This is a genomic window from Brevibacillus sp. FSL K6-6036 (assembly GCF_037964015.1).
GTDB classification, from domain to species: domain Bacteria; phylum Bacillota; class Bacilli; order Brevibacillales; family Brevibacillaceae; genus Brevibacillus; species Brevibacillus borstelensis.
This window is the reverse complement of record NZ_CP150173.1, coordinates 2,392,649-2,418,278: the sequence shown is the minus strand read 5'-3', so window position 1 is coordinate 2,418,278 and position 25,630 is coordinate 2,392,649. Positions and strand designations below refer to the sequence as shown.

General features: G+C 51.2%; 22 protein-coding genes and 4 tRNA genes. 4 read left to right on the top strand and 22 right to left on the bottom strand.

What is annotated here, in order from left to right; translation table 11 throughout:
• Positions 1 to 10: 10 nt before the first annotated feature.
• On the bottom strand, positions 11 to 760 hold the full coding sequence (locus tag NST37_RS12110; protein ID WP_339167947.1) for an ABC transporter permease: 750 nt from the start codon (positions 758 to 760) through the stop codon (positions 11 to 13).
• The gene (locus NST37_RS12105; RefSeq protein ID WP_039071133.1) at positions 760 to 1,671 is read right to left on the bottom strand and encodes an ABC transporter ATP-binding protein; all 912 of its coding nucleotides are present in this window, start codon (positions 1,669 to 1,671) and stop codon (positions 760 to 762) included. Before NST37_RS12105 ends, NST37_RS12110 begins: the two co-directional genes overlap by 1 nt.
• Before the next feature lie 175 nt (positions 1,672 to 1,846).
• Between NST37_RS12105 and NST37_RS12100 the strand changes: the two genes are divergently transcribed.
• Entirely contained in the window at positions 1,847 to 2,563 is a 717-nt protein-coding gene (locus tag NST37_RS12100; RefSeq protein WP_003386945.1) for a response regulator transcription factor, read from the top strand.
• Positions 2,560 to 3,951 carry a HAMP domain-containing sensor histidine kinase gene (locus NST37_RS12095; protein WP_122958577.1) on the top strand — a complete coding sequence of 464 codons (1,392 nt, stop codon included), beginning with the start codon at positions 2,560 to 2,562 and terminating at the stop codon, positions 3,949 to 3,951. The genes NST37_RS12100 and NST37_RS12095 overlap by 4 nt, the downstream gene beginning before the upstream one ends.
• Positions 3,952 to 4,206: 255 nt before the next feature.
• Here NST37_RS12095 and NST37_RS12090 read toward each other — a convergent pair whose 3' ends face one another.
• The 6 genes from NST37_RS12090 to NST37_RS12065 form a co-directional block, all read right to left on the bottom strand.
• Entirely contained in the window at positions 4,207 to 5,148 is a 942-nt protein-coding gene (locus NST37_RS12090) for an aminoglycoside phosphotransferase family protein (RefSeq protein ID WP_339186698.1), read from the bottom strand.
• A 227-nt stretch (positions 5,149 to 5,375) separates the two neighbouring features.
• Positions 5,376 to 5,462: transfer RNA gene (locus NST37_RS12085), tRNA-Leu, on the bottom strand.
• Between the two features lie 715 nt (positions 5,463 to 6,177).
• A complete protein-coding gene (locus NST37_RS12080; protein ID WP_122958575.1) occupies positions 6,178 to 7,095 on the bottom strand; it encodes an NAD(P)/FAD-dependent oxidoreductase in 918 nt (305 codons plus the stop codon).
• Between the two features lie 321 nt (positions 7,096 to 7,416).
• Positions 7,417 to 7,500 (bottom strand) — tRNA-Leu (locus NST37_RS12075).
• A gap of 19 nt (positions 7,501 to 7,519) precedes the next feature.
• Positions 7,520 to 7,595: transfer RNA gene (locus NST37_RS12070), tRNA-Thr, on the bottom strand.
• Between the two features lie 62 nt (positions 7,596 to 7,657).
• A tRNA-Asp gene (locus NST37_RS12065) sits at positions 7,658 to 7,734 on the bottom strand.
• Positions 7,735 to 7,915: 181 nt separating this feature from the next.
• Between NST37_RS12065 and NST37_RS12060 the strand changes: the two genes are divergently transcribed.
• Entirely contained in the window at positions 7,916 to 8,839 is a 924-nt protein-coding gene (locus NST37_RS12060) for a C40 family peptidase (RefSeq protein ID WP_243014010.1), read from the top strand.
• A gap of 137 nt (positions 8,840 to 8,976) precedes the next feature.
• Here NST37_RS12060 and NST37_RS12055 read toward each other — a convergent pair whose 3' ends face one another.
• Entirely contained in the window at positions 8,977 to 9,558 is a 582-nt protein-coding gene (locus NST37_RS12055) for a LysE family transporter (RefSeq protein WP_003386953.1), read from the bottom strand.
• Between the two features lie 108 nt (positions 9,559 to 9,666).
• Here NST37_RS12055 and NST37_RS12050 point away from each other — a divergent pair, with 108 nt between their 5' ends.
• Positions 9,667 to 10,221: an XRE family transcriptional regulator gene (locus NST37_RS12050; protein ID WP_003386954.1), complete on the top strand. Its 555-nt coding sequence runs from the start codon at positions 9,667 to 9,669 to the stop codon at positions 10,219 to 10,221.
• A 223-nt stretch (positions 10,222 to 10,444) separates the two neighbouring features.
• On the opposite strand, the gene NST37_RS12045 is transcribed toward NST37_RS12050, so the two are convergent.
• The 13 genes from NST37_RS12045 to NST37_RS11985 all read right to left on the bottom strand — a co-directional run bounded on the left by NST37_RS12045 (position 10,445) and on the right by NST37_RS11985 (position 25,620).
• On the bottom strand, positions 10,445 to 11,803 hold the full coding sequence (locus tag NST37_RS12045; protein WP_003386956.1) for a nucleotide sugar dehydrogenase: 1,359 nt from the start codon (positions 11,801 to 11,803) through the stop codon (positions 10,445 to 10,447).
• A gap of 25 nt (positions 11,804 to 11,828) precedes the next feature.
• Positions 11,829 to 12,653, bottom strand: coding sequence for a response regulator (locus NST37_RS12040; RefSeq protein WP_003386957.1), 825 nt, complete (start codon positions 12,651 to 12,653; stop codon positions 11,829 to 11,831).
• A 24-nt stretch (positions 12,654 to 12,677) separates the two neighbouring features.
• The gene (locus NST37_RS12035; RefSeq protein ID WP_339186696.1) at positions 12,678 to 14,093 is read right to left on the bottom strand and encodes a glycosyltransferase; all 1,416 of its coding nucleotides are present in this window, start codon (positions 14,091 to 14,093) and stop codon (positions 12,678 to 12,680) included.
• A 19-nt stretch (positions 14,094 to 14,112) separates the two neighbouring features.
• Positions 14,113 to 15,276 carry a HEAT repeat domain-containing protein gene (locus NST37_RS12030; RefSeq protein WP_024985046.1) on the bottom strand — a complete coding sequence of 388 codons (1,164 nt, stop codon included), beginning with the start codon at positions 15,274 to 15,276 and terminating at the stop codon, positions 14,113 to 14,115.
• 26 nt (positions 15,277 to 15,302) lie between these two features.
• Positions 15,303 to 17,522 carry a hypothetical protein gene (locus tag NST37_RS12025; RefSeq protein WP_339186694.1) on the bottom strand — a complete coding sequence of 740 codons (2,220 nt, stop codon included), beginning with the start codon at positions 17,520 to 17,522 and terminating at the stop codon, positions 15,303 to 15,305.
• A gap of 319 nt (positions 17,523 to 17,841) precedes the next feature.
• Complete coding sequence (locus tag NST37_RS12020; RefSeq protein WP_003386963.1) at positions 17,842 to 18,081, bottom strand: hypothetical protein; 240 nt, start codon at positions 18,079 to 18,081, stop codon at positions 17,842 to 17,844.
• A gap of 127 nt (positions 18,082 to 18,208) precedes the next feature.
• Positions 18,209 to 19,990, bottom strand: a complete 1,782-nt coding sequence (locus NST37_RS12015; protein WP_031933293.1) for a M3 family oligoendopeptidase — start codon at positions 19,988 to 19,990, stop codon at positions 18,209 to 18,211.
• 165 nt (positions 19,991 to 20,155) lie between these two features.
• Entirely contained in the window at positions 20,156 to 21,373 is a 1,218-nt protein-coding gene (locus NST37_RS12010) for a M20 family metallopeptidase (protein WP_339186782.1), read from the bottom strand.
• Positions 21,374 to 21,396: 23 nt separating this feature from the next.
• Positions 21,397 to 22,356, bottom strand: coding sequence for a P1 family peptidase (locus NST37_RS12005; RefSeq protein WP_024985044.1), 960 nt, complete (start codon positions 22,354 to 22,356; stop codon positions 21,397 to 21,399).
• A complete protein-coding gene (locus NST37_RS12000) occupies positions 22,356 to 22,916 on the bottom strand; it encodes an ECF transporter S component (protein ID WP_003386967.1) in 561 nt (186 codons plus the stop codon). The genes NST37_RS12005 and NST37_RS12000 overlap by 1 nt, the downstream gene beginning before the upstream one ends.
• A 125-nt stretch (positions 22,917 to 23,041) precedes the next feature.
• The gene (locus tag NST37_RS11995; RefSeq protein WP_003386968.1) at positions 23,042 to 23,878 is read right to left on the bottom strand and encodes an energy-coupling factor transporter transmembrane component T; all 837 of its coding nucleotides are present in this window, start codon (positions 23,876 to 23,878) and stop codon (positions 23,042 to 23,044) included.
• 15 nt (positions 23,879 to 23,893) lie between these two features.
• On the bottom strand, positions 23,894 to 24,754 hold the full coding sequence (locus NST37_RS11990; RefSeq protein WP_003386969.1) for an energy-coupling factor transporter ATPase: 861 nt from the start codon (positions 24,752 to 24,754) through the stop codon (positions 23,894 to 23,896).
• Positions 24,751 to 25,620 carry an energy-coupling factor transporter ATPase gene (locus NST37_RS11985; protein WP_031933288.1) on the bottom strand — a complete coding sequence of 290 codons (870 nt, stop codon included), beginning with the start codon at positions 25,618 to 25,620 and terminating at the stop codon, positions 24,751 to 24,753. Before NST37_RS11985 ends, NST37_RS11990 begins: the two co-directional genes overlap by 4 nt.
• Between the last annotated feature and the right edge of the window lie 10 nt (positions 25,621 to 25,630).

Sequence of the window (25,630 nt, the reverse complement as noted above, 5' to 3'; positions counted from 1 at the left end):
GTTCCCCCCCTTATTCTTCCTTGCGGGACATATGGATACTCCCGATGAGATAAACGGCTCCTCCCATCAAAACCACAGCGAGAGGCAAAGCCGGCTCGACGCTGCGGGTGACAAACTCCATCGTTCCGTTCTCGTATTTGTACGTGACACAAGACAGCCCCGTATAATAAGACCAGACAAAGATGCGCCGGACCGCTTCCGGAAAAAGATCGGCCGTCATCCCGATAAAGCCGCCAACCATCCCCAAACCGAGTCCAAAGGCTTGATTTTTGACAGCAGATGAAATCCATTGCTGCAAGGCGATGACTGCCATATTTGCCAGCATGGTGCCTGACATAAATCGGAGCAGCAAAGAAAGCGGCAGCGGCTGCGCAAAGCCGTTTGCCAATCCAAATGTTGCAATCGCTATGCTGAGCAGGATCATGGCCAACAACATCAGCAGGCAGGCACAAGCATATTTTGCGGCATAAATCCTGCTGCGTGGAAGCGATGCCGCCATTAGCAGCTTCCACGTGTTTCCTGTATGCTCCATATCGGAGATGCGAGACACAACCACTGCCGAAAGGATCGGAAGAAACAGCCCATTCATGGAGGCAATCGTGACAACTATCCCCTCCCATCCCGCTTTATCCGGATTCCGGGACATGGCCATGCTGACAGACAGGAAGGCCCAGCTTATTTCTACCAACAGAAACAGTACGATCATGAGAAATACCCGCTTGCGGCGCAGCTTATAGAACTCCAGTAGAACTGCTTTCATCAAAGGCTTTTCTCCTTTCCTGTAAGCTCAAGAAAGATGCGCTCCAAGCTTTTCCTTCGCTCTTCAATCCGAATCACATCGATGCCCGCCTGGACAAGCATTCGGTTTGCGAAAGCGGTCTGCTCGTCATTCATTTCTTTCACTATCAAGGCATCATCCTCGATAACTGAATGGAAGCCTTGCCTGTAGAGCAGGACATGCGCCGTTTCGTTATCCACCGTTTTTATCGCAATACGAGGCTGGCTCTTGCTTTGCAAAGCTTCCATGCTGCCCTGAAACAGCAGTTTCCCATCGCTGATGATGCCGACTGAAGTAGCAATTTGCTCAATTTCTGACAGCAAATGGCTGGAAAGCAATACGGTGATGCCGTAGCGCTGCGGCAATGATTTGATCAGCTCGCGAATTTCACCAATACCCGCAGGGTCAAGTCCATTCGTCGGTTCGTCAAGGATCAGGAGCTTCGGAAAAGCGATCAAAGCCATTGCAATGCCAAGCCTCTGCTTCATTCCAAGGGAATACAGTCCAGCCTTTTTGTCCTTGTGGTTTTCCAGCCGCACAATTTTGAGTGCCTCGCATACATTTTTGTCCGGGACATCGTGCAGGCGCTGCATGATCCGCATGTTCTCCAGACCGGTCAAATGTCCGTAGTACGAAGGAGACTCGATGAGCGAACCGGTCTGGCGCAAAATGGACAGCCGGTTTTTGTCAAACTCCCCTCCAAATACAACAACCTTTCCGCTTGATGGCTTGACCAGCCCCAAGAGCATTTTGAGCGTTGTCGACTTTCCTGCTCCGTTGGGCCCCAAAAAGCCGTACACCTCCCCTTCATGCACCTCGAGATTCACCTCGTTCACCCGATAAGCGTCGCCATATCGTTTGGAAAGATTATGCGTTGAGACGATTGCTTTCATCTTTTTTCACTCCACTCTGTTTGCTGCTGATTTTAGTATCGCAATTTGAGCATAACAGCGGCATCTTTCTGGATACTGACGGCAACCTTACAGCGACCTTAAATCACGGGAAACACTTCGAGTTATCGCGAAATCGCCGGAATTTTGCTGTATATTTGTAAACAGGTGATGACGAATGGACCAGATCAAGCAAAAGAAAGTGCTCATCGTGGATGATGAGCATGAAATACGCGAGATGATCGACAGTTTTTTGCGAAAGGAAGGCTTTTTTCGGATATTCCATGCGGCAAGCTGCAGCGAGGCGATCGAGGTCTGCCTGTCGGACAAGCCGGACATTGCCATTTTGGATGTCATGCTGCCGGATGGGGACGGCTTTTCCCTGTTTTCTTCCCTGCGCAGAATTTCAGACATACCTGTGCTCTTTCTTTCGGCCAGAAACAAGGATGAAGACCGGATCCTCGGGCTTGGCCTCGGCGCCGACGATTACATTGTCAAGCCGTTTTTGCCTCGCGAGCTTATGCTGCGCCTGGGAGCCATATTGCGGCGCGTGTACGCTCCGCCAAAGCAGGAGCGGCTGCCTGTTTTTGCGCTGGGGAGCTTTACTGTCGATTTGGAAGGGGGCGTGGTACGCAGCGCGAGCGGAGAACAGCCGTTGACCGCCAAGGAGCATGCCCTGCTGAAAAAGCTGTATGAAAACCGCGGGCGCATCGTCACAAGCGACGCTTTGTGCAACGCGGTATGGGGTGACGACAGCTTTGGATACGAAAATACCCTCATGGTTCACATCCGGCGCATCCGGGAAAAAATCGAGTCGGATCCCTCCTCCCCTGAACACCTGCTGACTGTAAGAGGGCTGGGCTACAAGCTGATGGCAAGCGAGGATCGGGCATGAACGGGGCCATTCATATTTTGCGGCGTTTCGTAATCTCAACCATCCTTATTTCGGTGTTTCTGCTCATCCTGAATTACGTAGTGCTCGGGACATGGTTTTTTAATGGAATGAACGTTGGAAAAACGCCTGAGGATGTCGTACGCGGGGCTTCAGAGGGACTTCATGGAAGCAGCGGCAGCTATGCGCTCGCTGAAAGGGCGGAAAAATTGCTTGTGCAGCACAATGCTTGGGCCATGCTCATCGACAAGCAGGGACAGGTGGCATGGGGCTTTAAGCTGCCGGATGAATTGCCCCGTGCCTATTCGCTAACGGATGTGGCAAAGCTCTCCCGGCATTACGTTATGGATTATCCCGTTTTCATCTGGGAGCATCCCGATGGCCTTGTCGTTGTCGGGTATCCAAAGGACAGCGTGGCAAAATACCAATTCAGTTTTCCGCTTGACTGGATCAGCAGCGTTCCCCTCCGGCTGGTCGGCATGATCTTCGGGAACATTGCCCTCGCCCTGCTGCTGTCGCTTGTCATCGGCACCCTCCTGATTAAATCCATAACCCCGCTGATCGACGGCATTCACGGTCTCGCCCACGAGCAGCCTGCCCATGTCGAGCCGAAGGGATTGCTGCGCAGCCTGGCAAAGAGCATCAATCACACTTCGGCGCTGCTGCAAGAAAAGAACGCAAAGCTGAAAGCAAGAGATGAGGCGCGATTCAACTGGATTGCCGGTATCTCTCATGACATCCGGACACCGCTTTCCATGGTGCTTGGGTATGCCAGTCAACTGGAGGAAAGCGAGACCTTGCCGGATGAACAACGGAAAAAAGCCGCGATTATCCGGCGGCAGGGGGAAAAGCTTCGTTCCCTTGTCAGCGATCTCCATTTGGTCTCCATGCTTGAGTACGAGATGCAGCCGGTAAGCTGGAAGGCTGTAAGGCTGCCGGTGCTTGCCCGGCAGGCCGTATCAGACTTTCTCAACAACCATGATGTCGGTGAGAGATTCTCCCTGCAACTGGCTGTCGAGGATGAGAACATCAAGGTCAATGGTGATGAAAGACTGCTGCAGCGGGCGATTGCCAACCTTCTGCAAAATAGCATGCTTCACAATCGAGAGGGCTGCCAGATTCTTTTGCAAATCATGCGTTCCCCCGACAAAAAAACGTGCCGCTTCACCGTCACGGATAACGGAAAAGGAATACCGCAAAGCGAGCTTGCCGATTTGCTGGAGCTGCCGTACTCGACCAAGAGAAAGAGCCCTGTACAGAACGGCCACGGACTCGGCCTCCCGATGGTCGCGCGGATTGCCAAAGCCCATCAGGGAAGGCTGATCCTGACGAGCGATACGGGGAAAGGGCTGCGAGCCGAGATCGAGCTTCCGGTCATGGCAGACTCTTGATTTTTTTGCCCCGTGCATGTCCTTTCACGCTAACAAAAGAACAGAGCGGCTGCTTTCACCCTGCTGCAGCCGCTCTGTTTCCGTTATTCCAGTGCGCTATATCGTGTGCTTCAGTCTTAAAACAGGTTTATAGGCATGCTTTAAGCCCATGGAAACGGCCAGTCTCAACACAAAAGCACTCAAATTGCCAAAGTCCCTCACAGTTCCTTCCTGCTCCTTCTACCACCGAAACGGCTATCGCAGCACTTATATGATCTAAACGAGCGTTTTTAACTCTTTCGCCAACAAGCTGATCGTTGCGGCTCTCTCCCCGGCATCCTGCTCATCGAATAAAAGCTGCTGAACAAATTCCCACATGTCTTCCAATTTCCGTTTCTCCTGATAAAACTGGAGGGCATCGGGGTTAAAGGAATAGTCTTTATGGCGTTTCCGATAGACGCTTAAAAATGTGTCGAAATGCGGATGATCAACCAGGAACATCAGATCGGCTTCTACGGGAGCCACTGTAAGTCCTTCCCAGTCAATCAGAATCAGCTTCTCTTCGGCCAGCATCAAATTCCAATTGTGGATATCGGTATGGCATAGAGCCAGTTTGGGATGACTGTTTTTCAACCTTGCAGACAGCCTGCGAATGCTATCGGACAGGCTCTTGATACGTTCCATCTTTGGTTCGATCATTTTCACAACATCCGTTGACAGCTTGTTCCAATCGTGATCCAATGCGTTCCTCAGCTCCTGCAAAAACGGAACCTCAAAAACTTCCCGGAGTCCTTCTGTTTGAACAGGGATTTCTTCCCCATACAAATGGAGCTCCGCAACGATTTCCGCGAGCTGACAAACCTGCTCCCTGCTTAACTCACGATTGCCAATCGTTTCTCCGTCAATATATTGAAAAAGAAGATAGATGGCATCTTTACTTTCGTATTTATAATCGCCATTTGTTGTGAATAGCGGCACAGGAATTTTCCCCTTCAAGCCGCTATTTTGCTGGAGCCAAACGGTGACAGGCATGTACGTATCAACGAGAGTAGTCCACTTGGAGGTAGATGCTCTGTTTTTTTCATAAACCTTCAGGAAATAAGTACACCGATCATCAAACACTTTGTAGGCCAGCGCAGACCATCCCCCCTGCTGCGGCGAAACATTTTTGCAATCGATACCATACTGCTCTCTTAGGATTATTTTTATCTCGTCCATAGTAGCCCTCTATTCATTTGTTGTTTCCAGTGGATGGGTCCACCAAGCTGAGTCTTGTGCAATAGATCTACAGCTTATCGATAATCAATGACAAATGGTTTATTTTAAGCCTCCGGTTACGATATCTACAATTGTTATTTTATCGTATATTTCCCTTTCCCTCTCAGCAATATATTCAGACAAAAAAAGACCTTTCAGAAGAATCTGAAGGGCCTTATGTTTACATATGGTGCGGTCGAGAGGACTTGAACCTCCACGGTGTTGCCACCACTAGAACCTGAATCTAGCGCGTCTGCCAATTCCGCCACGACCGCAAGCGACAAGAATTATTATATTCGCAGACGATGGAGATGTAAAGCGGACTTTGGGAAAATGGGAAAGGCACCCCGTTGCCGCTTTGCAGGGGGACTGTTCCATCCAAATCATATGGAGGACTCCGGCTCGTTAGTCTACACCTTTGTTTGATGTGAAAGGAAATCGCAAAGCACAAGAGAACAAAAAGCAATTGCAAAGACAATGCCAGCAATATTCCTGTCAACAAACCCAATGCAACGTTACTTTCAGTGGCATGATAGCAAGCGACAAACAACCCACTTGAGCCAATGGTCGCGGGCATGCCTCTCCTTGCACGGAAAGTACCCTCGGGGAGCAGCTTTCGCAAGGGCTGTATCATGATCAGCACTCCCACTTGCTGCAAGCGCCATCCCTCTCCAATCGGTTATAAAACCGCGTCCAGTCAACAGCAAACACGTTCCATCGGCCAGGAGCACCACATATCCTTCTTTGCGGCCGTTGTTGGAGGCCGCTTTCTTCTCTCACCGAAAATTTGCGAAATGCGGGAATCGTCAGCACTTCAGACAAGCCAATGAAAGAAAGCACCAGCCAAAAAACGAATCGCCAAGACAGAAACTCATCTAAAAGCCCGGCAAAATAAGGACCATTTAACGCAGGTAAAATATCTACCGTCAACTTTTTCTTTGGAAACTCCCCTCGTACCTGAATACCTGACGAAATCTGCCGCAAGAAACTTCAGCCGTTTCTCCTCCAAGCCTCCATATTCAATTCATTATTGATGGCCGCAGCGACAAATGCGCCCATAGAAGCTGCAGCAATCGCCTGATAGAGCCGCGATGCCGCATCTCCGGCGCTATAGACGCCCGGGACATTCGTTTTCCCGAACTCGTCGACAACGACCGTTCCCGCTTCCGTGATGCGGCATCCGATCGTTCGCGGCAGCTCCGATCCCGCGACCAGCACCGGTTTAAAAAAGATCCCCCTGCACGGAATGGTTGTCCCGTCTTCGAGAACCACTTGACGGACGATTCCTTCGCTGGAGTCAATGGATTGAATCGGCGAGTCAAATAGGGGGACTTGATGTCGCTTTAGCTCTTCGCGCTGTGCATCCGTCAGCTCATCGGGGCCGTTCGTGCAGATGGCAAAACGATTCGTCCATCCGGAAATCAATGGAGCGAAGTGCATAAGCTCTGCCCCCTTGTTAATGATGACTAGCGGCTGGTCGCTTAATTCCCAGCCATCGCAATACGGGCAAACGAAGGCGCTTTTTCCGTAAACTTCCGCTAGTCCAGGAATGTCCAGCGGCCGATCCTTCATTCCTATGGCAAACAGCACCTTTCTGCTTTCAAAAGTCTTACCTTGCTCTGTCATAATTTGAAAATGTCCATCTGATCCCGTGATCGAAACGGCCGTATCCGCCACGAAAGACACGGACGGATAGGCGCTTATCTCCTCCTTCGCAATTCGCCGAAATTCACCTGGACTTATTCCGTCACGGGTAAGAAACCCGTGGGTCTCGCGAGTCACCGCATTGCGGGGATGGCCTTCATCGATCACCGCCACATTTTTTCTCGCTCTCCCAAGCATGAGGGCAGCATTCAACCCAGCCGGACCTCCGCCAATAATCGCTACATCAAGCAGTTGTTTTCCCACCATTAACACTCCTTTATGGATTTGTAATATCCGTAATTAAGATGCAAAAAGCTTATCGCTTCTTGTCTGCATCGAGATTGCAATGCTTATTTGCAACTGCATGTTTCCCCTCCTCCCTACTTCATATAATAACTATTACAGACCCGCAATATCCATAATATACAGTTCGACTCCAATTTGCAATAACATACTTGGTCCGTACTCTGCTAGTAGTCTCTGCGAGGAGCAGGGCAAAACGGGTTCCCGTATCAGTCCCGCATATGCAAAAAGCTCCTGAATCGTCCATAGGACAAATTCAAGAGCTCTTCATTACTTGGTTGATGCGGTCGAGAGGACTTGAACCTCCACGGTGTTGCCACCACTAGAACCTGAATCTAGCGCGTCTGCCAATTCCGCCACGACCGCAAGCTATTAAGTTGTAAAGTGGTGCCGGCGATAGGACTTGAACCCACAACCCCCTGATTACAAGTCAGGTGCTCTACCAATTGAGCTACACCGGCACGTCCATGCTGAAAGGGTGAACCCGTTTACGGGCGAGAGACTCGTTGCTTCTTCGTAAAAATGGCGGAGCTGACGGGACTCGAACCCGCGACCTCCGGTGTGACAGACCGGCGTGAACTCCAACTTCACCACAGCTCCATTTTCCGATGGCACCGCGCTTTCTAGCGGCGACTCTTGTAATATAGCATGTCCTCAAAAAGAAAACAAGAACTATTTCTATGATTTTTCAAAAAAAGTTTTCATAGATTTACCAGCCATTTTTCGCTACAATTTAATGTAGCACAATGCGGAATCATGTAGAAAATGGAGACGATCTTCTATGAAAAAAACGACACGAATACTCGCCATCCTCTCCGTTTGCGCATTCATGCCAGTGACTGCCCACGCTTCTTCCCCTGTGTATGTGGTTCAAGCGGGCGACACACTGATGAAAATCGCCAGGGAGAATCAGACAACGGTTCAAGAGTTGATGCAAGTAAATCAGTTGTCATCTGATCGGCTGTCGATCGGTCAAAGCCTTTCCTTGCCGGGTACAGCGACTCCCCCTGTTTATGCGGCTGCTGAGTCGGCGGTAAACGAAGCTCCTGCCGATATCGTTTCCCAAGGGAAGTCATCTAGCATTGGGGCCGGGATAAAAGCACGGATTACCGGTGACATCGTAAATGTCCGCAAGTCCCCTACACTCGATTCAGAAGTGATCGGAAAGCTTCCAATGGGCGCGGTCGTAGATGTCCTGGACCCTGGAGCGGAATGGACCAAGATTTCGTTTGGTCAAGACGAATCATTTGTTGCGACCGATTATTTGGATGAGGTGTCCTCCTCTTCCGAATCCTCTTCTAAAGAAGAATCGAAAAAGCGCAAGAAAAGCTCATTCTCAACCAAAGAGTTGTATCGAGCATTCGAACCGCTGTTGAACACCCCTTACGTATTGGGCGGAACGACGACGAGCGGATTTGACTGCAGCGGATTTACTTCCTATGTATTCAAAGAGCTGGGAATCACCCTGCCTCGCACCTCCGAAGAACAATTTCAAGGCGGACAGGCAGTCTCACTGGATGATGCTCTACCTGGTGACCTCGTCTTCTACGACACCATGGGAAGAGGCCGCGTATCCCACGTAGCCATTTATCTCGGCGACGATCTGATCGTTCATGCCAATGGCGACGACGTCCGCTACGAAAAGCTGTCGAATATGCATAAGCTCTATCCGTTCTTCGGGGTCAAACGTTACTCTGATGAGTAGAAGGATAGCTGCCCGCCTGGAAGAATCGAAAAGCTTCCAAGCGTGCTAGGCATCGTTCGTGGGCCAACTGTAAGTCACCTTTTGGGATAGCTGAAGAGCTGTCCCTTTTTCTTTGGAATCAATTCTCTTTCTTTTCTTTAATGCACAAGAATCGAAATAGCGGTAAATACCAATAACAATGCCATAACTACCTGAAACTGATTCCTGTACTTGGATAAGAACCTTTGAAAAACGGAACCAAACACACTCCAACTGATCGTACCCATAAAACCAATGACCGCCAGAAAAAAGGAATACCCGATCAAGCTGAGATTCGAAGTGTGATACGGGAGAATGAAGGTTGAAACGATCGTAATGCCGTACAAGATAGCTTTTGGATTGACGAATTGCAAGAGCATGCCTGTTATGAAGCTGTTTTGGTCCCCATTATTGTCATTTTCATGCTGTTTGCTGATAATCAATTTAATAGCCAAATACACCATGTAGATTGCGCCTAAAACCGTCATGATCCATTCCATTTTCGGAATGAAGCTTTTCAGCAGGAGATCAAAGTAACTGCACAGTAACATAATGATGAAAAAGCCTGAACCAACTCCGAAACAAAACCGCAGCGTCTTCTTAAAACCGTACTTATTGGCAAATACCATTGCCATAATGTTATTGGGTCCTGGCGTAAAGCTGGAAACAAAAGCGTAGAGCAATAATGAAAAGAAAGGCATCTGGGAACCTCCTTTACCGAATGTGTTATAACGACGACAGCGACCGTTATAACGGTTTACTTTATATTGTACAAATTGGACGTCATATTGTAAATAAGGAGTGTGTGTATGGAAGAGATCAATCTGATCATTGCCAAAAACTTAAAAGCCATCCGAGAAAGCAAGAAACTGACTCTTGAAAAGGTCGGAGAACTGACTGGAGTCAGCAAAACAATGATCGGTCAAATTGAAAGAGGCGAATCGAGCCCCACGATTACAACGATCTGGAAAATCGCAAATGGCTTGAAGATCTCCTTCACTTCCCTCATCAATCATCCGCAACCCGATACGAAAGTGGTCTTGCGGAGCGAGGTTCAAACATTATCTGAAGACGATGGGAAGTATCGCGTTTACCCCTACTTTCCCTTCCAGGAGGATAAACGCTTTGAAGTTTATTCTGTTGAAATCGAAAAAGGCGGTTCCTTTCAATCGGATTCGCACGGAGACGGGACTGAGGAATTTATAACGGTTTTTGACGGGGAAGTAACTGTATGTGTAAACAACATCGAATATACGGTGAAAAACGGTGATTCGATCCGATTCAAGGCCGATCGACCGCATTCCTACCGCAATACCGGAGAAACGATGACACGGATGAGTATGATCATCTATTACCCTGCTTAAAAAACCGCTTCAAATGAGCGGTCGTTTTCACCATTTGTATAATCTTGTCGTACCGGGGCCGACTCCCAAGCAGGTGTGGTCCGACTACCGCCACGCAGCGCCGTGCCGTGTGCAGGGAGAGGCAGACGGTGCGTGCCGCTCATGCCCCTGCTGCCTCCCAACGAAAAAGGTCTTCCGCAACCTTCAGCTTGCTAGCCGAAAGTCACGAAAGACCTTCCTATTATTAAATCGCTAATGAGGCCTCAGGCGCTTGCATGGTTTTTACGGAAGTGCCCAGCTTGTAGAGATGCGGAGCTTGTATGCCGTCAAACGCATTGCGCGTATCCAGTATCGCGACTCCCATCTCCGCCAATTCCCGGTAGTTAAAGACACTGTGATTGGTCAACAGGACCATGCAGTCATAGCTTCTCCACGCTTTCGCGTCGTATGCTACACTCCTCACCTCTTTCCCGCTCTGATCCACGAATGTCTTGGCATAAGGATCATAGTAGTCAACGAGTGCCCCGGCTTCTTTGAACAACTCATACACCTGCAGCGATGGCGACTCGCGCAAATCGTCGATATCAGGCTTATAAGCCATGCCGAGCAGCAATACCTTTGAGTTGCGGATCGACTTTGCGTACATGTTGAGAATCACGGATGTCTTGTAGACCACATGATCTGGCATGCTGTTGTTGATCGACTGGGCAAGATCGATGAATTTGCTAAAGAAGCGGTATCCTTTCGCCTTCCAAGACAAATACATCGGGTCGAGCGGGATGCAGTGGCCGCCGATTCCCGGTCCGGGGTAAAACGGCATAAATCCGAACGGCTTGGTGGAAGACGCCTTGATCACTTCCCATACATCGATGCCCATTCGCTCGCACATCAAGGCCATTTCATTTATAAACGCGATGTTGATACTGCGGAAGGTGTTTTCCAACAGCTTGGACATTTCCGCTACTTTGGTCGATGATACCGGGACGATTTGATGAATGAAGTTGCCATATAGTTGAACACCGAGTGCGAGGCATCTTTCCGTCGTCCCGCCAATGACCTTGGGCGTATTCTTGGTAGAGAAACGACTGTTCCCCGGGTCTACACGCTCCGGCGAGAAGCAAAGGAAAAAGTCATTCCCTACCTGATAGCCCATCCTTTCCAGTTCCCACTGGATCAATTCTTCGGTAGTGCCCGGATAAGTCGTGCTCTCCAGCGTGATCAACGGCCCATTTTGGATATGATGCTTGATTTGATCGACGACGCGGGAAATGTACGAGGTATCCGGATCTTGGTTTTCACTAAGCGGGGTGGGAACGCAGATGCTGATGGCATCCAGCTCCTTCAGTACCCGATAATCGGTCGTGGGGATGAATTTTCCTTCCTTGACCAATTGGTCGACAGGATCATTTGGCACATCGCGTATGTAGGACTCCCCTCGCTGCAAGGTTTCAATCTTTTTCAGGTCCAGATCAATTCCGAAGACGGTAAATCCGTTTCGGGCCATCTCAATTGCCAATGGAAGTCCCACATACCCCAGTCCAATGACTCCTACCTTCGCTGTCTTTGCTTCGATTTTTTGTTGAAGTGCTGTAAATCGATCCATCTGGCATCCCTCCGGTTGTTTGTATCTAGGAAACGAGCAAACGCCTGATTCTCCAGTCCAGTTCGACAGGGGAAAACGGTTTGGTCAAAAAGTCCGCAACCCCTCGGCGAAAACACTGGGACATATCCTCTTCCAGGCGTCTGTCCGTCAATACCATGATTTTGCAACGTTCCGTCGTTTCATGCTGTTGTTGCAGCCAGTCAATCAGCTGATAGCCATTCATGACAGGAAGTGTCAGTTCGGTAATTACCAGGTCCGGCTGCACCTGCTCGACTTTTTCCTTCCCTTCCATACCGTTTTCGGCGAGATGGATTTCATAGCCGTGCCGAGCCAGACGAACGGACAAGATTTGCTGGATCACAGGGTCATTTTCGACCAAGAGAAGGCGGGGACGACGTTCCCATTTGTGATCATGGCCTTTCACTACCTGGATAGCGGAAGGCATGGCAGCCGTCTGGTACAAGCGCTCTGTCATTTCCCATAAAATGGCTTCCATAGAATCACCGCTTTCCGGATAGGAAGCTACGCATATGCCCTCGGCCAATTGTTCATTGCTTTGCAAATATTCCTTTATCGCCAGCGCAGTGTAATGCGTTTGAGCCAAACTCACATCGTCCAGCAAAATGACGAGGCGTCCGGAGCTCTGTTCGTAAAACAGCTCCGCCGCTTGTTTCGGCTCTTTCGTTGCCAGAAACTGCTGCAACTCTTTCCACTCCAAATCTCCACTGTGTCGGCATCGAATCGCAATCATCCCGCAGGACAGATCGCTTGCCTCATAATACCGGATAAAATACGCCAGTTTTTCCGGTATGCCAGGTGGCCGCATATAACGTCTGTCTTTCTTTTCCATCGGATCCACTCCTCTCTTCGGACGTCAGGATTGGCGAGTCTCTACCTGCCAGCTTTGGCGTGTCATGACGCCCCAGGTGTTGTTGTTCCGCAGAAAATCAATGTGCCCCAGCACACGCCATATGGCCCCCAACTGGTAGTACCCGAAAAACATCAGGAACCCGTACCCGAGAAGCTTCATCAGATCGCTTGGCTTTGTATATCGGCGAAAAGCAAACTCCTCCAGCAAAATCCCGCTGATCGTCAGCAAATAACCGTACAAGAGGTTGATCGCCAGGAATATCAAAACGATATGGGCGTGTGTCATATCGTATAAGCTGTACCCGACAAGGGCGAGAAATCCGGTCAGTTTAAAGTACGGGTTCAGCGTCTCGAAAAGGACGTTGTAAGGCATGGTCAACAGGCCCATGATCTTGAACTTCGGATTAAACAGCATATGCCGGTACTCAATCATGTTTTTCAGATTTCCGCGCCCCCATCTTTTACGCTGGCTCGCCAATATGTGGAGGCTATCGGGAGCCTGCGTCCAGCAGACGGCATCCGGGCAAAACGCGATGCGATATTTCTTTTTGTTTTCCAGCATGTATTTGTGAAGCTTGATGATGATGTTCATATCTTCGCCGGGGTACCCCTCCCGGTAGCCCCCGACAGCAATCACGCAGTCTTTGCGAAAGAGCCCGAAAGCCCCGGAGACAATGATCAATCCATTAATCGAGCTCCAGCCAATGCGACCGCCGAGAAAGGCTTTCATGTACTCGATTGTTTGGAACATCGGGAGGATTTTGTCTGGAAGACGCACTTCCTTGACCATTCCGTCTTCGATCCGGCAGCCGTTGGCAATCCGGACATTCCCTCCGATCGCTACCGTCTCTTCCGGATTTTCCATGTACACCTGCGCCAGCCTGATCAAAGCGTCCCGCTCCAAAAGAGAGTCCGCATCGATCGAGGCAATCAGCGGATAATGAGAAAGATTGATCCCTGCATTCAGCGAATCGGCCTTTCCGCCATTTTCTTTGTCAATCACATACAACTGCGGGTATTGCGGATTGTGGTAAATACCGGATGGCGCTGATGAAGGAACCACGCTTCGGACAGATACATGGCTTTGCCGCTTCAATCCAAACTCGCGAATCAAGACGTTCAGCGTGTCATCTTTGGAGCCGTCGTTGATGACGATGACTTCATACTCCGGATATTGCAAAGCCAACAGAGAGCGAACATTCTCGATAATCGTCAGCTCTTCGTTGTAGGCCGGCACCAAAATCGAGACCGGCGGTACTCTTTTGGAGCCAGCAAGTGATTGAAACCTCGAAAAGCGAGCACGTTTAATAATCGTGGAAATATTCAAGTGTGAAAAGATGTTGATGACAAGATAGATCGAATTGACCACGATGACGTAGTACATCGCAAACAATCCGTATCCAAGCAATAACTCGCGCATAGTTCCTCCTTTTCCATCATCAGATGGCTCGCTCCTTTTGGCGATTGAAATAGGAGTGATAGATCGTCAGCTTGTGATCCCGTTCATAAGAGCCGGGCATTCCTTGCCCTGCAGTCCTATCCTCATGCAGGGCTTCCTGAAGCTGCTGCATCGCCAGATCTGCTGTTTCCTTATGGGGGGTTCGGGAAGCGACTTCGCACAACGCTTGGAAGCCTTCCGCTCCCATTTTGACCAGGCTGCGAGCGGCATGGTATTTCACCCACCAACTCTGATCATCCATCGCCTGCTGGAGGACGGGGATATCATCCGCTTCCCGCCAAGCCCCCATCGCTTTCGCTACAATCGCACGAACTTCCCAGTCAGGGCTTGCCATGAGCACGTTGATCTGATCGGCTGAAACTCTTTCACCTGATACAATCAGTCGGACTGCCTGGATCCTCACCTCTTTCTCCTCCGCCTCGAGCAGCTTCCAGAGGCTGTCAACCAGCGGATCATCGAGATTCGCTGCCGGCAAGCCCGCCATTGCGACAAGCGCCAAACGGGAGTCACCGCTGTTTATCCACTCGCGCAGCAAAGGCAAAACATCAAGCGGCGAATCCCCCAGCACCTCCGCCAGCAGCCGTGGAGAGTCCGGAGAAGACTCCACCATTTTCTCCACCATCACGCGCAGGTCGGAAACACTCCGGGTACAACGGGCGATGGCCCTTGCGATGATGTACCGGCCAGCCTCGTCACTCTCTGCCTCAAGGATGGAAAACAGCGCCGGTGTCGCTTTCTCATATCCCATCGCTCCCAGCTTGTATGCAGCATCGGTCCGCATCGGCCCGGGAAGCTGTTTCAAGCGTCCCAATTCCAGCTCGGGCAGTCCCAGCTTTTCAAAAAGCGCTGTCAGTTGCTCGCGGTGCTTGCCTTTTACGCGCTCGGCGATTTCAATCAGTTTTTCCTCCAGAACCTGCAAATCCCGTTTTCCCAGTGGAACGGCAGGCACTTCCAACGGCTGTTTCTCATCCAAATGGGAAAGGACATAGGCAATATAGTCCTGGTGCTTTGCTGCCAATCGCTGCTTTTCCCGGGTCACGTACAAATGTCTGTATTTCAGGCAAAGCAGTACAATGATCCCTGCAACGATCAACGCCGATGAAACGATCAGAAACAAATACGCTGCTTGCAAATGCTGAAACATCCCTCTGCCAACTCTCCTTCCTCTTGCTAGCGGTAAGTAGGAATCGATTGCAAGGCTTTCTGATAGATGGAAAAGCTCTCTTTCTTCCGTTCCGAGTACCGGGGCAAGCTCCATTCGGACCATGTATAGCGCCCGATTTCGGTCAGCTTGATCATCTGCTCCGCTGAAAGCCCCTGAATCTTTCCGCTTGTTTTGTCCTGGCGCATCGCAATCGCGCGGATACCGGCAGATTTCGTCGAAGTCAAGGTTTTCCCCTTATCCTCGTAACTCATCACCTGCTTGGTGCTGGGATCGGTATATCCGAGCAGCATCCAGGGGACACGAACTTCCACCCATTCGCCACTCGCCTCCCAGTTTGCGAGCGAACTGTACCCTTCTTTTCCCGGGACGTTGGTTCCCCGCTTCATCTGGCCGACGGCAACATCCTCGAAAGGATGCGTTCCTTTCGTATCAGGCGGACTCATTTCCAGTCCGACGGCCAGCTTCCACACTGCAAACAAACCCGAATCGTCTTTTCGCTCGGCGTCTGTGTACGGAATCATGCCGTAGCGCTTCCCGTACAGCCGTTTGTGAAAGTCGTAGTTCGATGCGATTTTGACCTCGCTTTCTTCGGCTGTCCCCAAACGGATGAAAGCTTCCAACCCTTCATCCAGATGCAGTCCTGGCAGCTCTGCTGTTTTTCTGTTGCCGCCCGGCAGCGTATCGATTCCGATGACCAAGCTTTCGCGCTCCGGCTGCAGCGCCTGCTCAAGATGGATCAGAAAGTAGACATATGCTTCATCATGTGCAGCCCATATCTCCTGAACGCCGTCCAAACCTCCATTCAGCTTTGCCTTTTCTCCTTCCTTCAGCTTGTCCCAATCGTCCGGGTTCCCGTCGATCTTGATCACATTCTCCAACCCGGCATCCATTGCCAATAAGCCAAAGAACGATTCATTCGTCAGTTCATTTTTCCAATAGGCGCGGCTGTCTTCCGGGATCTCAAAGCGCATCGTATTCCACGTCCGTTTAAACCATTCATCCTGCCACGTAAACAAGATCGCTCCCGAATATCCTTCTACGGATATTTCGTGCAGCAGCTCTCCATTGATCCGGCCCTGCTCTCGTTCATCATGTCCGCCTTGGTCTCGGCCAAGTGTTCCCAGATGTGCGACTCCCACTGAAGAGGGGACGCCAAACTCGGTTACCATCACCGGTATATTCGGATGATGTGCCTTCAGCTTTCGCAGATACGCTTTGTATGTATCGATCTCTCCTTTTTCATTGCGAACATTTTTCAAAGTGTCATCGTACCGGAAGAGATCAGGATAGTACGGATAGACATGATAGGCTGCGAAATACCCGGCTTCCCACCCTACGGACTCGATATGTGTCGGATCAACACTTACCATGTCTTCGTGAATCATCGGCTCTCCCGGATGCTCCAGCGGATCTGTCGTCACCCAATTGGTGAAGGTTACCGGATGCTGCCAGCCGTGTCTGGATTCAAGTTCGGCTGTATAGTCGAGCATTTCTGCCAGCCAGTATTCAAAAGGAGCTGCTTTCTCTGTCGCTTGAAAATGCTTTCCTTGATAGCGCGGCTCTTCCTTTCGAATCCGGTTGGTGTTCTTTACCATTTCGGGGTCCCACTCTGTTCCGATATGCCAGGCCAATAGATACTGACCCGCATTCGCTGTATAGGTCCCGCTCGCCTTCCCCTTTCGCTCTGGTATCGTCGCATCTCCGTATACAGCACTAACAGCCGCTTCGATTTCATCGCGAAATTCCTTGCGTATTTCCGGCAAAAACGCGTCTTTTTTTTCAATCAGCGCTTCTTCGGGAGACCAGATCCCCTGGATTAAATAGAGGGGGTCTTCCGCATGCTTTTGATTAAATTCGACAAGCGCTTCATAAAAGACAGGCTGATGGATCGTGTAAATACGGACCGCCTTCACACCCAGTTCGTGTATCATTCCGAACCAACGAAGGTAATCTGCTTTCTGGATCGGCAGCTCTCCCGGGTAATGACCGGGCAGCGATGCTCCCATATTGATCCCTTTTACAAAGTAAGGCTTCCATGTTCCTTTCTCGTACACCTGAAACTGATCTTGGTTCGTACGGAATTTCAGGCTGTAGCCTTCCTCTGTTTTCAATGTTTCGACACGGGCGAGGGTCGGATTCCCATAAATAAAGTACGCGCATAACAAGCCCGCAAAAACCGTGAGAAAGAGCCACCCGATCCGTTTGCGAATCACTGTCTTCCCCATTTCGATTGCTCCATTCCTGTTATTGTCAGACACGCTTGTCGGTCATTATAAGCAAGAATATCGCCACCGACCATAGTCACTGGGTACCTGCTTCCTTTTGCTGACCTTTGTCATGAAAATGTAATCAAACGGCATATTTGTACCCATCTTCCCACGTTTTTTATGTGGAGAGTCCTGCAACATGATCAGAAGAGTTCGGAAAAAACGCACAGCTTTCCATACCAGCGGATGAAAAAATGGGTCCTGATCCCTTCAAAAAAATGGTAGGTTGCTCCCAAAAAAAAATGCCTCCCATATCCGATTGGAAGGCATTTCATATCTAGTGCTGCGTGTTTTCATGCTGTCCGTTTTGATTTTGTTGATGGCTGATTTCAATGTTGCGCAGCGCATGCTTCATTTTGTCCAGCTGCATCTGATAATCGCGCACTACAACCGTCAACACACTGACCGTCTCTTTAAAGTCCGGTTCGCTGCTTACTCGGTCGATTGCTCTATGTAAATGCAGCATTTTGTTTTCCGTTTCCCGTAACATGTCCAACAACTGCAATCCGTTCAACACAGTATCACCTCGTCGCCAATTCTTTGATGATTCCCGTTGCTTCTCTTATGCTCTCCTGACAGCGCCAACCCTATACAAAAAAAGAAGAACCCGATCCATCAGGCTCTTCTTTGTCTATCGTACATATTTAACGCCGGGATGCAGCCAGGCTGACAAAGTGGTCAATATCCTCGGCAATCAATTGCAGCGAACCGCGCCAAAAATCAACGGAACGCACATCGACATCCATGATCGCTGCCACATCCGCGATTTTCTTTTTGCCGGTAACGGCCAAAAGCTCGTCGTACTGTTGGACGAACGACTGCCCGCGCTTGCGATACTCGGCGTACAGCCCTTTCGCAAACAAGAGGCCGAATGCGTATGGGAAGTTGTAGAAATTGTAGTCGCCATAGTAATAGTGAGGCTTGCACACCCACATATACGGATGCAGCACTTCGTGGTCCAACCCGTCCCCATAAGCGTCTTTTTGCGCTTGAAGCATTATTGCCTTCAGCTCGTTTACAGAGAGGGAACCGTCCTCGCGCCGTTTAAACAGTTCGGACTCAAACAGGTACCGGCTGTAAATGTCGACGATGACCTGACCTGCTCCGGAAAGGTCGTTTTCCAGGATCGCAAATGCTTCTTCCTCGGATGCCTGTTCCAATGCGGCCTTGGCGATAATCGTTTCGCAGAAGATGGATGCCGTCTCTGCAATCGGCATCGGATAATCACTGTTGAGGAAGGCCTCGCCAACGAGACATTCCCCGTGATAGCCGTGGCCCAGCTCATGGGCGAGCGTGCTGACGTCGTTGTAGCTTCCCGTAAAATTGGACATGATACGGCTCTCTTTGACGACGTGAAGGTTGTAGCAGAATGCTCCGCCGCGCTTTCCTTCTCTTGTCTCTGCATCAATCCAGCGGTTGTCAAAGGCCCTCGCCGCGTACTGTGCCAGCTTTTCGCTGAAACTGCCAAAATGCTTGACGATGAAGTCGCGCGCTTCCTGATACGTAAATCGCATGTCAGCTTCTCCTACCGGCGCGAACATATCATAAAACGGAAGTCCGTTTTCATGCCCCAGCAGCTTGGCTTTTGCCCGATAGTATTTGTGAAACGCAGGCAAACTTTCGCGCATCGCCGTCAGCATCGCATCCAGCGTTTCTTTGTCCATGCGGGAGTCCTGCAGCGTCTTATCCAGCGCAGACTCATAGCCGCGCAGCTTGGTTATGGTGATCACTTCTCCTTTGATTCCGTTCAAGCTGGCAGCGGATGATTCCTCAATTTTTTTATAAGCGGCAAGCTCCGCCTCGTAAGCCTTTTTCCGCAGCTCCGGATCTTTTTCAAAGGCCATATTGCGGACGACTGGCAGAGGTAGCTGTTTTTGTTCGCCATCGACCGTAATCTCGACCAAAAGGGTAGAGGTGAGCATCTCCTGCAGTTTTGCCCAGGCATTGGAGCCTGTGTTTTTCATTTTGGCCAGAATGATTTCTTCTTTTTCACTTAGCAAATATTTGCTCTTCTCTGCCGTTTCAGTAAGGAAATAACGATGGGTTTCAAGCAGAGGTGATTTCGCGATCAACATATCCAACTGTTCGAGTCCACCCAGCCACTTTTGAAAGAGAACGCCAGGCTCCACGAGCTCGACAGCTTGATCCTGAATCCGTTCCACGAGCTGCAACGCCTTTTCATTTTTCGCATCTACGCTTGCCGTCAGCTCGGCGAAGCCGTAAAGACGGGACTGTGTCTGCAGGATTGAGGTCAGCTTGGTTATGTACGCTTCCATTTTCTCGACTGCGTCGGCCTGCGATTGCAGGTTTTGCTTTGCCCATTTCTGCAGCTCTTCGATGGCCGCAGAAAGCTTCTCCCAGTCTTGTTTTAATTCAGGTGCTTCGAAAGACGTATACAATACGTCCAGATTCCAACGCATATCCATGCGGACGTGCCCCCTTTATCTTGGTCAGCCTTCTTTCTATTGTAAAAAAAATCTTATGGAGAGAGCAAGTTTTACCAATATATTTTTTCGATCCGCTCCTTCTGCAGTCGCAAGAAAACCTTGCTCTTGAAAAGAAGCAAGGTTCGTGTCCCGCTGTATCGCCATTCACGCATTGACGGGCTGTTTTAGAAACATTAGCGCGGACAAGGCGAATAACTGTGTCGATTCGACCAGCTGATCAATATCCACGTATTCATCGGCATGATGCGGGATGTGGCGATCCCCAGCACCGGTAGTCAGGATCGGGATTCCCGCCTGGTGCAGAAAGGTGCCATCGGTCGCGCCGGGAACGCCGTTGTACACCGGCTCCTTTCGCGTTAGCTCCCGATATGCCTCGCTGACCGCTGTCACGACCTCGGCATCCATCGGAGTCAGCGTCCATGGCCTTTCTTCGATGACCTCCAACGTCGCTTTGAAGCGGTCGTCCTCACGGGCAAGCTGCTCCAGTATTTGATTCATTTCCTGCCGCAGGGCTTGATGGTCCTGTCCCGGGACGGTACGGATATCCAGTGTCGTCATGCATTGGTCCGGGACGACGTTGATCTGCGCTTCTCCCCTGACGGGAGCCTGCAGAATCGTCGGCGTGATGCTGGGCCATCCTAACATTGGATGATTTCCCAACCGAGCCATTTCCTTTCTTTCCAGCTCCTCCAGAGCCACGATGGCTCTGGCCATCCGCGTGTTCGGATTGATGCCAGTCAGCGGCATAGCACCGTGAGCCATTTTCCCATAGGTACGGAGGATCGCTCGCATGGCGCCCTTCTGGGTAATGCACAACTGATTTTCCTCCGGCTCGCAAATGATCGCGGCATCTACGCCCCTGGCCCATCCCCTGCGAATGAAATCCTTGATGCCGATCATCATTCCTTCTTCGTCACAAGGAATGCAGAGCAGGATTTTTCCGTAAAACGGCAGCTCCGATCGCTGGATGGCCTTTACGGCGCAAATGACCGCCGCCAGATTGCCTTTTGTGTCACATGAGCCCCGGCCGTAGATGCGGTTGCCCGAAATATGGCCCCCAAACGGATCATAGCTCCAGGCATCGCGGTCTCCTTCGGTAACGACATCCGTGTGAGCTTCAAAGAGGAGCGTTTTGCCCGGACGGCCGGAGTCATAAAAGGCAATGACATTGGGCCGTCCCGGCACCACTTCCTCATAAAAAACCTGAAGTCCCATCTGCCGCAAATAATCAGCCACAAACTGGGCGACCCGCTCTTCATTGCCATCTGCCTGCCCGGGTCGATAGACGCTGGGGATGCGGATCAAATCCTGTGTCAAGCGCACCACTTCTTTTTCATCGACACTCGATATGACTTGATTCATCATGATTACGCCCCTTTCCGATGTTAGCTTTTGATCGAATCGCATGAAGGCAGTCCGCCTGCAGGCTTTGCCGCTCTGACAGCACGAATGACTGCCTCAGCCAGTATCTCGGCCGAAAGAGCTCCGATCACATCTGCAGATGCTTCTATTTGACCGGTCCCCATCGCGAACAGCGTATCCCCGTCGTACATGGTGTGGATGGGACAAATGGTGCGGGCCAGCCCGTCATGTGCCATTTGCGCGATTTTGTTTGCTTCCGCTTTCGTAAGGATGGCATTGCTGGCGACGACCCCGATCGTCGTATTCGTGCCCGGGGGTATGAGGGAAAAAGCTTGTTTCTGCATGACATCGAGGCTGCTCAGAATCGTTCCGTCCTCATCCCGAGGTCCGGCCAGAATACGTCCTGTATCCGGCTCTTGGACATGGCCAACTGCATTTACAGCGACTATCGCACCGATCAAAAGTCCCCCTGGATATTTGCGAGAAGCAGAGCCGATTCCGCTTTTCATCGCATGGGCAAAGCCATTCAGCTTGCCGACAGTGGCCCCTGTTCCAGCACCGACGTTTCCTTCCGGGACAAGCTGCCGGCTCGCCCGAGAAGCAGCCAAATATCCCATCTCCCGTGTTGGCCTGATCCGCGGGTTTCCGACAGAGAGATCAAACAAGACGGCCGCAGGGACAATCGGCACAAGCCCAAAGCCTGTGTCCAGTCCCACTCCCTTCTCCTCCAGGTACTGCATCACACCGCTTGCCGCATCCAGACCGTAGGCGCTTCCTCCTGACAGACAAATCGCATGCACGCTGTTTACGAGGTTAATCGGGTCAAGCAAATCGGTTTCGCGGGTGCCCGGAGCTGAGCCCCGGACATCCACCCCGCAAACGGCAGGACGTTCTGCCAAAATAACCGTGCAGCCTGTCAATGCTTCGGTATCTTCCGCGTGCCCGACGAGAATGCCGGGGACATCTGTAATCGTTCCGTTCATCACTTGAAATCTCCAGAAATTTTTGACTTCTGTTTGCCCGAGGAGCCAATCTTTTTCCATGCAACTACGACGGCCAATGTCACGATAACGGAAACAATGGCCTCTGGAATCCCGCTGGTCACGGCGACAGTCGCTGCCACCCCCGCCGGCATGTAGCCGCGGATGACCGCCATGACCAGGACGAGGATCGTATTGGTCATGGAACCGACAAAGCCGGCGACGCCAATCGCTGCATACTGGTTGAATTGCCGCAAGCCCACGTAGGTGAAGTACGCGACCACGCCGATGAACAGGCGAGGCAGTATCGCTACCAGCGGATCTTTGAACAGAGGGACAGTTGCGTTTAAAAATGAAGAGACACCAAAAATAAGGCCAATGATGAGACCAACGCCCCAGCCCTCCATGATTCCGCCGATAATCGCCGGAATGTGCAGGATCGTCGCATTCCCGGCTGCCGTGGGCACAGGGATAAAGCCGAGACGGGTGACTCCGAGCAGAATTGCGATGGCTCCGAGCACACCAGCGATGACAATCTTTCGCACCGTCAACCCTTTTTCCATGCTTTCTCCTCCTTCGTTCGCTTTTTTATTGGATTCCCCGGTAGGGAGGACTCCCGTCGCAGCAGACCGAAACCCGATCCCCCGCGCACTTTACCCGCAGAAGACGGGCCAGCCCGATTTGTTCCTCACCACGGAATGATGAGCATGACAATAGCGAGAATCATACAGATCCCGACCGCCGCAAAGTCCTTTGGTGTCGCTCGGTAATGGGCATAGCGAGTACGAGCGGCACCAGGCGTATAGCAACGCGCTTCCATAGCGAGAATCAGGTCTTCTGCCCGGGAAAGAGCGACGTTAAAGAGCGGGATGATAATCGGAAACATATCTTTTGTCCGTTTCACGATCCTCCACCACTCGCCTGTGCCAAAATCGGCTCCTCTGGAGGCTTGCGCTTTCATCATCTTTTCCATTTCCATCGCAAAGGTAGGGACGAAGCGGATCGCGATGGTGATGATCAAAGCGAACGCATGCACGGGGAATTTCACCTTCTCCAGCGGCCCCAAAAGCCGCTCCATCCCATGGGTCAGCTCAGTCGTCGAGGTGCTCAGTGTAAGCACGCTGGACAGAAAAATGACTTCCACAAAGCGCATCGCGGAAACGACGACCAGCCGGATGACCTCGCTGGATATGGTGACAAAGCCGTATTGGAAGTAAATGGTCCCTCCACGGGCTATTTCACCGTAAAACAGCAGCTGCATGATCGCCAGAATAATGATGAATGGCACCGCTGGCTTGACCCCGGAGATCCCGTAGTGAAGCGGAATATGGGAAAGCCGAAACATGACCAGGCAAACCGCAAGCGCAAACAGGTTGCCGAGATACGTATTGCACACCGCGATCGCCAAGATCATGATGACAAACGCTGTCACTTTGTATCTGGGATCGAGACGATGGATGACTGAACCCGTGGGAAGGTACTGGCCGATCGTTATATTGCGCGTCAGTTCAAATTCTGCTGACATCCTGCTCCCCTCCTCTCATCGCCCGATCAGATGGGCGATCTGGTCTGCTGCCTCGTCCACCGAGTATGCTCCCGGGTCGACCTGATAGCCTTCTGCACGAAGCCGATACAAAATATCGACACTCTCGGGTGTCCCGATATGATGCGTGTGGAGAAGCTCCTGATTGCTGAAAATAGACCGCGGGGTGCCTTCGCAGACCGCTCGCCCATTTGCCATCACATAGACACGATCCGCCAGATGGGCCACTTCCTCCATATTGTGGGAAACAAAAATAACCGTAAGGCGCTCCTCTGTGTTCAGCCGTTTGATCCTCTCCAGCAGCTCATTTCGGGAACGCGGGTCCAAGCCTGCAGTCGGTTCATCCAGCACGAGTATTTTGGGCTGGAGAGACAGTACGCCGGCCAAAGCGACCTTTCTCTTCTGACCGCCGCTGAGGGCAAAGGTCGGGCGGTCTTTCATCTCTTCAAAAGAGAGGCCTACCAGCTCCATCGCCCACTCGACGCGCCGCCGGACCTCTTCGATCGGCAGCCCCATTTTAAACGGACCGTAGGCAACATCGTCGCCGACCAGCTTTTCGAAAATTTGGTCTTCCGGATTTTGAAAGACGAGTCCGACTTGCCTGCGCAGAGCTTTTACGTCCAGTTTTGGATCGGAGACGTTCATGCCGTTTATGATCACCGACCCTGACTGAGGACGCATCAAACCGTTGAAGTGCTGAATCAATGTCGATTTGCCGGACCCGGTATGCCCGATGATCGCGATGCATTCCCCTCGATCAATCTGAATGCTGACGTCATCCAGAGCCCGGTGTTCCATCGGCGTTCCCTGCATGTACACATGTGACAGATGTTCGGTAACCAGGATGGGCTGTTTCAAGATCCGCTCGCCTCCGCCGTTCTGATGTGCAACCGCTTTACTTCCTCGACGATCTCATGGTTGTGGATGAGCGAAGAGGAAAAAGCGGGATGCTGCCTATGGACCAGATGGGCGATTCTGCTGGCATCCGGGACGTCCAGATGAAGCTCCTGCAGCCGCTCCTGATGGGCGAATACCTCACGGGGAGTGCCTTCCATCACGATCTGCCCGCCCTCCATGACGAGCACTCGATCCGCTTCCGCTACCTCTGACATATGGTGAGTAACCGTTACGATCGTCATTCCTTGCCTGTGCAGCTTGCGGACAACCCCCAGAATTTCCTGTCTTCCGTAGCTGTCGAGCATGCTCGTCGCCTCATCCATGACGAGGCACTGCGGCTTCATCGCCAATATGCCGGCAATGGCCACCCGCTGCTTCTGGCCCCCTGACAAATGATGGGGAGGGCGGTGTCGAAACGCACTCATCCCAACCGCTTCCAGAGCAAAATCAACCCGTTCCTTCATCTCAGCCGGAGCGACGCCGATATTTTCCAGGCCGAACGCCACATCATCCTCCACAATCGTCGCGACGATCTGGTTGTCAGGGTGCTGAAAAACCATTCCGACCCGGCTGCGAATCTCGTGAATGCGTGCTTTTTCCCGCGTATTGATCCCGTGTACCCAGACATCTCCCTCACTCGGTGTCAAAATGCCGTTCAAATGCTTGGAAATCGTGGATTTGCCCGACCCGTTATGGCCGATGATCGCCAAATACTCCCCCGAATACACCTCAAAAGAGACGCCATGCAATACAGGGATGGCCTGTTCCTGATTCATTTGATAGGAAAACGAGACGTTCTCTACACGAATGATTGCTTCCTTCGACACGCCGTCCCCT